The following is an 11,121-nucleotide window of genomic DNA, read 5'->3' as shown; positions in this document are numbered from 1 at the left end:
TACTGTTCTGTATCGGCCTTGTCGTCGCATATGGCCCGTCGTACCTGGCGGCCTCACAGCCTGATCCACTCGTTCCTGGCGATCCGGCAAGAAACAGGGAGTGTGCGCGTTCATTCTAACAGCTGTTTCATACGCAGTACGCCGGTAGTACCCCTGAATTTGAATAGGCGTGGAATCCAAATAGTGAATATGCCTGGGAAATCGCCGCTATCCAGGGCGGGCTGGGACATTATGTTCGGCGTGTTTTGTCTCGCTGCGGTGCTCTATGTCGGTGAGCTTTGGCAGCAGGGATTGCTAGTGGTGCTCGGCGGTACGGCTGTCGTGTATGGCCTTCAGACCGCACGCGAGGCGCGTTCGCTGTGAGTGCCCTGTCAGCACCGCATTCATCTGTTTTCTGAGAGGCTATCAAACGATAAGTGGACGGTGCGAGTTGGTCAGCAGCGGTCGATTTCGGTGGGGTTATGAGGATATTGTTAGAATTTCTGTCGATGCCCTCCAAAACGAATGAACTGCTACGATCAGTTCAACGTCTCCTCATCGCCTGCGTGTTTTTATTCGGGCTCGGAGTCGCAACGCTTGGTGATATTGCTATTGCGATTCGAGGGTATGAAACGGCAATATCAACTGCCGCTCGTATGATCGGAAGTGCAGTCGTACTTGGAACACTTTTGCTGGTTTTCATTACGATATTTCAAACAGATGGGAACCCACAGTCAGGAGACTGACTGTACTGAGCGATGTGTGCTTCCCCTGTACTGAACAATTCACAGTTCACTCAACGAAGTATGGAAATCGTTCGATGACACCCTCTCCGCAGATCAAGACAGCTGCAGTCCAGCACGCTGTCGGTGGACCAGTCCACCGCCAGAGTTTTCATATTCTTTCCTATTAGGAATATTATTCCTAATAGGAAAGGTTCGATCTCGATCGAGTTGCAATATCCGTTTCCGGAGGAGCGGATATTCCGGTACCAGGCGATGCAGGACGTTCTTGACGTGCTCATCGATCAACCGTATACGACGTACTCAATGAGCGTGCTTGCGACACCTACGGGAGCGAATACGGGGACGATCTCGAAGGCAGTCAGGCTGCTGTCCGAGCTCGATGTTGTCGAGACTGCACAGGACGGGAGAACCCAGCAGGTTCGGATCAACCGAGACCGGCGCACGAAACCGGACCCAGTTCTCTCGATCCCGCAGAGCGAGTTTCACCATCCAATTCGAGCATTCCTGCAACGAATCTAGGACGAGTTGGCCGAGTTGGTCGGAGTCGTCCTGTTCGGCAGCGTTGCTCGGGGGGAGGCGGACAGGGCCAGCGACATCGATCTGTTAGTGATCGTCGACGATGACAAGACGACAGCCCGTCGAACCGTTCAGTCGGTCGTCAGCGACCTCGAGGACCAACGATTCGAGGGAAATCGATACACGTTCCAGCCGCTCATCGAATTGACGGACAGCGCCAACCGAATTGGCAACCAGCTTCGCCCCCAATTCGACGCCGGGATCACGTTGGTCGGCTCCGACCAACTCTCCGAGCTCCGGACCGAGGTGTAAGCCGATGAATGACGATATTCGGGACCGGTTGGTGGACGCCGAGCAGACCTACTACAGGCTTGGTATCGCAACCAAAGAACAGGCCGAGGCGATGTACCGGCTCGCCGAGGACATCCACCGGTATCTCGTCGATATGACTCGGGTGTCTCACGAATGTCTCCGTCACGGCTAATCGGTACTACTCTGTGAATGGAGACGGAACACTACTCTCCAAACAACGTTCCCACGGTTGTGGCTGCGCGCGCAGCGACCAACGGGAGCGAGCACGGAGCGGTGGGTGGGGAGGCGGGCGGGATGGAGGATGTATGAGCGAAAAAAGAGAGCCGTTCGCCGCGAGTTACTCCCACCACCGGTCCCGTTCCGGGAAGAGGATGGTGCTCCACCCGGTGAGGGCGAGGGACACGCGCCCTTGGTACCAATTGCGCGCCGCTCCGTAGATGCGCACACGTTCGCCTTCCTGCATCCCTGGTTGGTTCGAGGCCTTCCACACCGTGATTCGGGTCGTGCCACTGTCGTCCGCGATGAGCCCGACTTGGGAGATTGAGGGGTGAGAGGGATCCCACAACGTCTCGACACGACCTTCAACAGCCACCTCGCGTCGGTCGACATCCTCGAGTTTTCCGATCGGCACAGCCCGTCCAGGCCCTAGTTGCAGCTCTTCGAACACGCTTACGACCGCGACCATCGCGCTCTTCCCACGGACGATCTTATCGGCCAACCGCCGACTGATAGCCGCTCTCGTCCATCCACCGATCTGGTTCGAGAGTCTCCGTGCTTGTTGGTTCACCGTTGCCAACTCGTCCTCGGAAAGTTCCTCGCGCGGGTCCGGCCGATCGGGGTCAGCTAACGGATCCACGCTCGCTCTGCGACGCTTGAAGTCCTCACGTCGTCGAACACTCCCTTTCGCAGCAGCCCTCCGCGTTCGCTTCGCCCGTCCCTTGTGGGACCCGAACTCGGCCCGCCGGCTGATTCGTTCTAATTCGTCCTCCCGCGCCTTGATGCGCTCTTCCTGTTCGAGGGTTGCGCCGTGAATCCGTTCTCCCTCCGTGTTCGCGATCCCGTCCGGGTGGTTTGCGTCCACCTTTGCCTGGACTTCCTGCGTGACCGATGCCTGAAACGCCGGCGTGTCGTCGACGATGTCGAATCCCTCCTCGTCGACTGCCCGCTCGTCCACGTCTTCGTACGCACGTTCATCGACCGAAACGACCTTGCTAGTAGAGGTATTACGAGACATTGCTGAGCCCTGAAGGCGCTCACTCGGCGTCTTCTTTCGACACCACGACTCTCCAGCCGTGGCTCTTCTCGCTGACCGACCAACCGACTGCGCGCTCTCGCTCGCGCCTTCGCGAGCGCCCTTTTGGGCGCGAGCGAGAGCGCGCCGGGTAAGAGGACACATCCAGCACCGCGCGCTGTCGCACCGAACGCAGTGAGGTGCGTCTCGATCGCGAACGGAGTGAGCGATCGATAAGCCACCCGGAGCGAGCGTCCAGCGGAGTAAGCGTAGGGGGTGAGCAGCTACGCAGCGCAACCCCCTGCGGTTACCCGCTGGCGTCGAGAGCAGATGCCCGGAACGGGCGCTCGCGGTGCGGAGAGCGCCCGCACGCCCGGAATGGTCGGTCGCGAGCGATGCGGAGGGTGGCGACGCGAGCGGTGCGGGCCGAAACACAAGCGAAGGTCGAAGATGACCACGAATCGTTCCTGGTCTCGAGCGGAGAGAGGACATTATTGGTGGATTCGGAGCGATTCGACCTCGACATTCGAGATCTGTTTGGACGAGCGAAGAAGTCACGGCGGCGCCGAATCCGAAGAAACGGCAAAGGTAGGAGAAAACGGATACCTTTAGTCACCGCCTGAGAGAGAATATAGCGTATGTCAGACCTGATCGTTAAGGCAGCAGTGAAAGAGGCACTCGAGGGGAACAACGTTTCCGCAGATTTCTACGACGCACTCAACGAGGAGGTCGAGGAACTTCTTGAGGAAGCTGCTGAACGTGCTGACGCAAACGATCGGAAGACGGTCCAGCCGCGAGATCTGTAGCCCGGGTCACGTTCGAAGTGGTTGTTTTCTTTCGAAGACGTCAGTGGCGGGAAGCCCCGATAGCCATCTTGGTACGGGAGTAAATCGCAAGGAGACGATTCGATCGACAAGTTTTTTGAATACTGTATAGATAGGAATTAATGGAGACGCAGTGGAACTCGTTCACCCAGCGTGTTCCACCTCTCCATACCCGACCAAGACGGCTGTAAGAGCACGGTGAGTGGTCTTCAGCCATCGGATACGTTCCCCAGACGCATCCGCAGAGGCACACAGGTGTGGGCCCGACACTCCACTCCCACGAATCAGACGTCTCAGTGTCTGTATCCTCGGGCCCACCTTTGAGACGAGATCTAGTTCACTCAAACATCATAGAGAGCTTGAGATATGACCTCATCCCCTCTGTTTCCACTGGAGACTAGGTGTTTTGGTCGATTCGACTCGTTCGCAAATTTCATCGCTTAGGTTCAGGTGAAGAAATATAGAAGTAGTGGATAGTGAGGGCTGAATGATAGTATGCTAGAATAAGATAGAGCGTATACCGAATACTATCCTAAATGAGGGATAGGTGGATATTAGATAATTTACCCTAGTATCGTTATCTATATTGGTGTAGATGAGTGTGTTAGATAACAATGCGACCCGAGAACTTTGCCGATGATCCCCCTGGAGAGGTTGAGATGATCGATGGGATCTTCGCCTTCAGCCCGGATCCGCTCCCGCCAGATCTTGACGCAACTCATTCCCTACTAACTGAGAACGGGGATGCGATGTATGCCGTAGGACAGCTCTCGGATTTGGATACGTGGCTTGACTCGCCTGAGGTCATTCTGAGCCCGCTCATCCATCGTGAGGCAGTTGAGTCTTCGAATATTGAGACGACGACACGGCTTACGCTTTCGGACATCTATCGACGGGAGGCCGGCGAAGAACCTGGCCAAACCGAAACGGAACGAGCCGATATTGCGGAGGCTCAGAACTACGTTGAGGCGATCACGACCGGGATAACGGCGCTCCGTGATGGGGCCGAGTTGGATAGGGACCTACTCTGCCGATTACATACGATCCTGCTTCAGGGTGCCCGTGGTGAACGAAAAAATCCAGGTGAGCTTCGCGAGGATCTGGTGGGTATCGACGAGCCCGGAACGCCGCTCAGTGAAGCACGCTTCGTACCGACACCACCAGCGAGTATTCCGTACGCACTACGGAGCCTTCTCCAGTACATCCGCTCGGGACCAACGTACGCACCGCTGGTTGATTTAGCCTTAATCCACTACCAATTTGAGACGATCCATCCGTTTCAGGACGGTAACGGGCGGCTTGGTCGGCTCCTTGTGATGCTGGCCCTCTATAAGTGGGATCTACTTCCCGGTCCATATCTGTACCCGTCATCGTATTTCAACGCGAACCGTGATGCCTATCTCGATAACCTCCTCGCAGTGAGTCGCGATGGGGCGTGGACGGAATGGGTGTCGTTTTTCGTTCAGGCGATCGCTGAACAGGGTCGCGAGGCATACACCGTCGCTCGGGAATTGCTCGCGCTCCGTGATCGCTACCAGGATCAGTATCAGGGACACGGTGTCGTCATTCGCGAACTTATCGATTTCATCATCGAACATCCATATCTCACCGAACCACAGGCCGTTGATGGACTAAACCGCTCACAACCTGCGGTCAATCAGGCTATCCGACGTCTCTGGGATGACGGGGTGTTACGAGAGACAACGGGTCAACAACGGAATCGTCGATACGAGGTTCCGGAAGTTCTCGAGATCGTCGAACCCTATAATCCCTGAATCGTCCCGGAGCTCACAGAAACTCCGCCTCCCATTGGAGTTCATCAAGGGTCAGGTGGAAGAAATCCTGTCCGTTGGACCCTTGATGTATATCGTGTTTCGACTCTTGGCCTAAAAGCGAGAGGAGCGTTGATCGAACCTCGGCACGGGGACACCGACGCTTCTCCATCCCGTATCGGTCAGTGTACGTGTACTGCCGGAACCAGTCACCACGATCGTCATCCGCAACGAACAGGAGTCGCTCGGCCTCGGAAGTCCCCCGAGAAACGTACTCTGCAGTGAGAGTTCCCTCCGTAAGTTCGATGAGGACACACTGGACGAACGATTCAAGCGCCGGATTGGAGAGCTGATTGGGTATGGAGAGCTGGAGATTCTCCCACGATGGTGAGCCAGTAAATGCCTGTGTGTACGTGTGCTCCTCGGTACGATCGTGTGGATGCTTGTCCGAGTTCATAGTTTCCGAGAGGATTGCTGTATCCCCTCGCCCTTCAGGGGAGGAAAAATTCTCTGCGGGGAGCAATACTGGTCGTTAGGTCCTGATCAACACGCCGAGATAGGGGCAACGCGAGTGAATAGTGAATTCTGGCTCTGTTGAAATCCTCAGCAAGTGATATATTTGGCCTCGGTCGCGGTCCATACAGAGTAACGACTGGGCACTAACTACAGAGGGTGTATGCAGCAGGAGTCTATTCGAGTCAAATATAGTTCAAGATGCCAGATGAAGAGTAATACTGCGAATTGACCTTACAATAACCAATACGCCCGTCGGAGGAGATCGGTACAGAGAACGACAACACCGACGGTTATACTTAGATAATAAATTCGAGATTGAAGAAGGGAGCAGCGACGACGCACAGCAAAACGAGGACCGCTGCGGAACGGAGAACGCCTACCGCTCGTAGCTGAGCCTCTGGAAGGGACTCGGCGATTCCGGATAGCGCAGTTCCGACGACCATAAATAGTAACCACCGAGTTTCGCCAGCGTCGCCGACGCTCCAAGCATATACGAACAGACACAGAAAGGTAAGCGACACGCCGAACTGAAAGAGTGCCATAGGACGGCCTTGTGGCTCGTTGAACAGCACCTCGCTGATATAGGGGACCATAACCGACGAGTTCCTGTTTAAGATACAAAATAATTCCTCAACGCAATCCCAGTAGAACATCCTCTTTCGTGTTACGCGATTCCTCTTCAGGAGACGGCAGATGACATACTTCGAGATGCGCGGCCTTCAGTGACCAGCTGTTTCAGACGAGAATTTGTCGAGCGAACTGGATTTCAACAAAGCTTGAATCCCTTAAGTCACGTAATGACAACGCACTTTTGCCTTCAACAAAGATAGCGCGGATGGACAAAATAAGACAGGTGTATCGACGCCTCGATGATTGGGTGTGGGGATTGTCCCGTGGTGAATATGCCATCCTCACCGGGATTACAGCTGCCTCTGGTTCACTTGCAGTTACTTTCGCTCTTGGGGATCCAAACTATGCTTTTGCGATCGGAATCGGTCTAACCCTGACTGGTCTCTATTATTGGTCTAACCCAAATCAAAAGCAGGAGTAATCGCTCCGCTGAAGCATACAGAATTTGATATCTGTCTAATCCTAAATCGTGGTGCAAGGAGACTATTGGAAGGCTCTCTACATCTATCATTACACGCCGTAGTATTATCGTGACTGACACCCACCAGTACGTATGCTTCGCCCACTGCTTACCACGATCTGCACTATTGAGGTCCTCGTCCCGGAAACCCTCATTACCACCGCTGAACGACTCGCACTCGACAATCCCAGTGGCTGTGACTGGCGGTCTTGGGTAATTCCCGGTGCTCGTCTCGAAGGGCTGGTCTTTCTCGGGATGATGTGGCGGAGTGAGGAGTCGTATTCGACGTTCAAAAAATTCCTCGGACTCATCGGTCTCCTCGCACTCCTCTACCCACGCACCTACGTGGACTATGGAGGGGAAGTAGCGTACACTAACGAGTCGACACCTGAGTGGAAGCCGTGGGTATACACAGGGACGCGTCTCGTTGGCCTACTCTACGTCCTTATCGCCCTCAACGAATTGCGGAGTAAATTATAAGCAATCTTCAGCAACGGCTGTTTCATACTATAGTGGTTCTGTTGAAATCCTCAGTAGATGATACGTCTTGAGCCGGTTGTGGTCAGTACAGGAAACTCACGTACCGGTCAAACCGTTGACTCGATCGCTACCGGTCAGGAACTCCCCGTGGGTGAGATCCGGGGAAGTTGCGTGTTCAGTCTCTATAGTGGCCTACTCCGCCTCCTCACCATCTCCCATCCATCGTAGACCGAACGCGCGGTAGCCGTCGAACTCGCCGCGGTCGATCTCGGCCTCGATCTCGGTGTGGGTCTCGGTATCGATACGTGCGAGGTGACACAGCGGGTGGCCGGGCAGCGCAACGGGGTTCTCCAGGACGCCGACGAGGATGCCCGTAAACGGTGCCTCGACGATGTGCTCCTCGGTGCTGAAGTGATCGCTGACCGTGCAGATGGAGTCTCCCTCGTGAACCAGCGGCGTGGGACCCCACTCCATCTCGACGAGTCCACCTGTGTCCGCGCGCAGCCAGCGTTTCTCCTGATCACCGCCGAGTACCTTCCGCCAGGCTGGTTCCGCGACCGTCGCTTCCGGCAGGACGTCGTACTCCGCAAGGACGTTCTCGACGCCGACGTTTCCCCGATCGATGAGCGGCCGCTGGAAGCGGTGAGCCTTCCCCATCTCGACGGTGATCGTGGGGATGCCGTCGGCAGTAGCGACCGTCCGCAACGACCCCACGTCACCAGCACCTGCCAGGACGACGTTGGCACCGAACGCCTCCGCGAGCCGCTGGACCTCGGGAGCGGACGTGTCCGCACGAACGTGGAACATCGTCGTCCGGTTGCGCGTCGAAGTGTGGAAGTCGATTCCGAGATCGCACTGCTGGATGAACCGGCTGTACACTTGATGGGCCATTCGACCGGCGGTATTGCTCCCCTCACGCCCGGGGAACGAGCGGTTAAGGTCCTGATCGTAAATGGGAATATCCCGCTGTTGGGTCTGGAATCCGGGGACGTTCACGACGTGCAGACAGACCAGCGTGCCATGCACCTCGGCGGGTGAGAACCTCGCGGCGACCTCCTGAAGCACCTTCACGCCGTTCAGTTCGTCGCCGTGAATCCCCGCCGTCAGGAACACCCGGGGGCCAGCGTGTTGACCGTTGATGATCGTCACCGGAATTTCGACGGGGTCACCGAGATACGTCTCCCCTACCTCGTAGCGAAATTGTCGCTTTTCGCCCGGATCGACCTGTGCGTCGTAGCGAAACGGCTCAGGGCTCTGGTCGCTCATTGCTGATCTGATGCTCGGACAGCATACAACAGTTATGCTCCTGACGTCCAGTCATACTGGAACTCGTCAAACAGCTGTTTTGAGCTTGATTTTGGACCCGGTTCGTCGCCGTAATACCTCGTTCCACTGGACCTCGGTTCGAACTACACCGATTAAGAGAACTCACCTATTGGTCGGTGTCGGAAATACAAGACTCAGATAGTGACGTGTTCCTAGGTTTGTTCTTCAGGCCGTGCAAAGCCCACGCCGCCAGCGAGGATGGCACTCCCAGCGAGGATCGTCGCTCCAAGAACGACAAAGCCATCATCTGGGTTCAGTCCGGCTATCGCTGCTGCGACATCCACGACAAACACCGTGACGAACAAACTCAGGATAACGAAGGCGAGCATAACGATCCCAGCGAGTAGCGAACTAGCCAACGAACCAAACGCATCGAGAACTCCCATAACAACCTAATCTCACCAACTTGTCATAAATAAGTGGCTATCGAGTTCTCTAAGCAGCTTCAGCAGTCGGCTGTTTCATCGTACCCACGTCTGAAGAATAGGACTCCAATAGAGTCGGAGATCTCTCGTTTGTATAGAAGCGTGAAACCCCAACTCACTCTAGACGATATGTGAATCGTTCAAAACAGGGGACTCACGTATCGGTCAGTACAAAGGAACCACTGTTCGGTAGGTACTTTGTTCAATTCTGTTGATTTACGATTATGGTCTCCCGTGAGAACCAGAAACTAGCCGCCTCTGCTGTGGTTGTCCTCGTTGCTATTGTCGCCCTACGGGCTTTGACGGATTTTGGGCTGTTGTCGAGGTTTACGATTGTCGTCTTCGTTACAATCGTTACACAGTCTGTTTTTGAACGGGTGTATCAGTAAGCAGTCTCCATCACCCAACTATTTCAGACAAGAATGTGTCTGAAGGATAGGATTTCAGCAGAGCCACTATAGTATATCTAACAGATAGGACATCAACAGAGCCAAAGAAGGAGCGATTTTCCTATTGAAAGCTCCCCACTTATCCACTGCGATCAATGAAGATGGCAAAAGTACCAGTCACTGTCGTACTGAACGAGTAGCACGACGCCATCGTCACCTACGGAGAGTCGCTCACGGAGATCGCTGAACGGCTCCGAATACGGTTCACACTCAGTGTATGTCCCGTCGATCGCCTGGGCTACGATGTCCTGTTGGTGGGTCGTCAGGGAGTCAAGGAGGACACCGCGGTTGTTGCCGATATGTTCTTTGAACCCGTCCGGTGAAGTAGCAACGAGTTCAGTCGAGACAGTCGTACTCGTGATCACGACCGTCCGCTGCTCCTCGAAGGCCAATCGTAACAACGTCTCGTCCCATTCCAGGTAGTGTGTAGCACGTTCCGGAATAAACACGGACTGAGCCTGTACATTAGTATGTTCGTACGCAAACACGACGGAGAACGACGTGTAGTGTGGTGCGTGGAGGAGCCCAGGATTCCCTATCGCACCACGGAGTGACTCGCGATCGTGAATAGGTAATTCCCTAAACGATCGGACTGTCACACCATCCGAGAGCTTGGATTCATCGACACCGATCTCGACCGAGTATTCGTAGCCAGTCGTCTGTATTCCGTCGTGATCGGTCGTTTCGAGACGGTAGTAATGCGCTTCAGGTCCGGTGACGACGAAGTCCGTCCGTGGATTCGGAGAGTAGTAGCCCCGAGAGGTAGATTCACCAGAGTCCGCATCGAGCGCGTCGGTAACAGCGATCTGCGTAGCATAGGGCAATCCATCGAGTGGTGTACTAAACTCATTGGAGATGCCGGTCTCCGTTGCTTCATCCAGTGAAAAGCTACCCTCGTTCGAACAGGAGTTCGACCGAGAAAATGATGTGAGACAGCCAGCAGTGGCTGTAATGCTAAGACCTCCGATCATTCGGAGCGCTTGCCGTCGAGTGCTACGTTTGGAGGGCATTTCAGATCAAACGGTTGGCTGCTCCATTGATATATACGGGGGTGAACGTTCCCTCACTTCGTTCGTGACCAATATACAATTATCATTCCAGACGGGGGAGGACGTCAATCGGAAAGATCTGAGATCGGTTTCACGCTGAAGGAGTCAGCGACGGTATCGGGAGCACGCTTGTCGGTCGAAGCGATCGACTGTTCACGCGAAAATCGCTGGATCAATTCCAATCGAACATCTGAACGGGAAATCTCTCGTGAGCTCCATCCCGCAGTAGGACAGTATCGTCGCTTTCTGAATCGTTCACCAAACGTGTCGATAGCGATGTACTGCATGTATCCCGTCCCCCACGGATGGGGCACAACGTATTCCGCACCGACGACTTCGTGTGTTAACTCAACGAGGACACAGTCAACGAAGGTAATGAGTGACTGGTAGGACCGCTTGTTCGGAA

Annotated in this window: 12 protein-coding genes; 7 read left to right on the top strand and 5 right to left on the bottom strand. The window is 55.0% G+C overall.

Annotated elements, in window-relative coordinates:
• The 4 genes from BLV25_RS17700 to BLV25_RS17580 all read left to right on the top strand — a co-directional run.
• A partial coding sequence (locus BLV25_RS17700) for a Rieske (2Fe-2S) protein (protein ID WP_218128659.1) occupies positions 1 to 363 on the top strand: 363 nt, incomplete at its 5' end.
• A 485-nt stretch (positions 364 to 848) separates the two neighbouring features.
• Complete coding sequence (locus BLV25_RS18065; RefSeq protein ID WP_256335772.1) at positions 849 to 1,244, top strand: hypothetical protein; 396 nt, start codon at positions 849 to 851, stop codon at positions 1,242 to 1,244.
• 15 nt (positions 1,245 to 1,259) lie between these two features.
• Complete coding sequence (locus BLV25_RS18060; protein ID WP_256335771.1) at positions 1,260 to 1,553, top strand: nucleotidyltransferase domain-containing protein; 294 nt, start codon at positions 1,260 to 1,262, stop codon at positions 1,551 to 1,553.
• 4 nt (positions 1,554 to 1,557) lie between these two features.
• Positions 1,558 to 1,725, top strand: a complete 168-nt coding sequence (locus tag BLV25_RS17580) for a hypothetical protein (protein WP_176819522.1) — start codon at positions 1,558 to 1,560, stop codon at positions 1,723 to 1,725.
• Positions 1,726 to 1,890: 165 nt separating this feature from the next.
• Here BLV25_RS17580 and BLV25_RS15925 read toward each other — a convergent pair whose 3' ends face one another.
• Positions 1,891 to 2,787, bottom strand: coding sequence for a DNA-binding protein (locus BLV25_RS15925; protein ID WP_092735317.1), 897 nt, complete (start codon positions 2,785 to 2,787; stop codon positions 1,891 to 1,893).
• Between the two features lie 635 nt (positions 2,788 to 3,422).
• On the opposite strand from BLV25_RS15925, the gene BLV25_RS15915 reads away from it, so the two are divergent.
• Entirely contained in the window at positions 3,423 to 3,590 is a 168-nt protein-coding gene (locus BLV25_RS15915) for a histone-like protein (RefSeq protein ID WP_092735308.1), read from the top strand.
• Positions 3,591 to 4,222: 632 nt separating this feature from the next.
• Positions 4,223 to 5,383, top strand: a complete 1,161-nt coding sequence (locus BLV25_RS15910) for a Fic family protein (protein WP_092735305.1) — start codon at positions 4,223 to 4,225, stop codon at positions 5,381 to 5,383.
• 13 nt (positions 5,384 to 5,396) lie between these two features.
• Here BLV25_RS15910 and BLV25_RS15905 read toward each other — a convergent pair whose 3' ends face one another.
• Positions 5,397 to 5,837, bottom strand: a complete 441-nt coding sequence (locus BLV25_RS15905) for a hypothetical protein (protein WP_092735302.1) — start codon at positions 5,835 to 5,837, stop codon at positions 5,397 to 5,399.
• 1,242 nt (positions 5,838 to 7,079) lie between these two features.
• Between BLV25_RS15905 and BLV25_RS15890 the strand changes: the two genes are divergently transcribed.
• Positions 7,080 to 7,466 carry a hypothetical protein gene (locus BLV25_RS15890; protein ID WP_092735293.1) on the top strand — a complete coding sequence of 129 codons (387 nt, stop codon included), beginning with the start codon at positions 7,080 to 7,082 and terminating at the stop codon, positions 7,464 to 7,466.
• Between the two features lie 192 nt (positions 7,467 to 7,658).
• Here the strand turns inward: BLV25_RS15890 and BLV25_RS15885 are convergent, their stop codons facing one another.
• The 3 genes from BLV25_RS15885 to BLV25_RS17080 all read right to left on the bottom strand — a co-directional run bounded on the left by BLV25_RS15885 (position 7,659) and on the right by BLV25_RS17080 (position 10,637).
• Entirely contained in the window at positions 7,659 to 8,732 is a 1,074-nt protein-coding gene (locus BLV25_RS15885; RefSeq protein WP_092735290.1) for a succinylglutamate desuccinylase/aspartoacylase family protein, read from the bottom strand.
• 212 nt (positions 8,733 to 8,944) lie between these two features.
• Positions 8,945 to 9,178, bottom strand: coding sequence for a hypothetical protein (locus BLV25_RS15880; RefSeq protein ID WP_092735287.1), 234 nt, complete (start codon positions 9,176 to 9,178; stop codon positions 8,945 to 8,947).
• A gap of 580 nt (positions 9,179 to 9,758) precedes the next feature.
• Positions 9,759 to 10,637 (bottom strand): hypothetical protein, encoded by an 879-nt coding sequence (locus BLV25_RS17080; RefSeq protein WP_143114504.1) that lies wholly within the window; start codon positions 10,635 to 10,637, stop codon positions 9,759 to 9,761.
• Between the last annotated feature and the right edge of the window lie 484 nt (positions 10,638 to 11,121).

The sequence above is a fragment of the Halopenitus persicus genome (genome assembly GCF_900107205.1).
Classification (GTDB): Archaea; Halobacteriota; Halobacteria; order Halobacteriales; family Haloferacaceae; genus Halopenitus; species Halopenitus persicus.
This window is presented reverse-complemented; position numbering and strand designations above follow the sequence as displayed.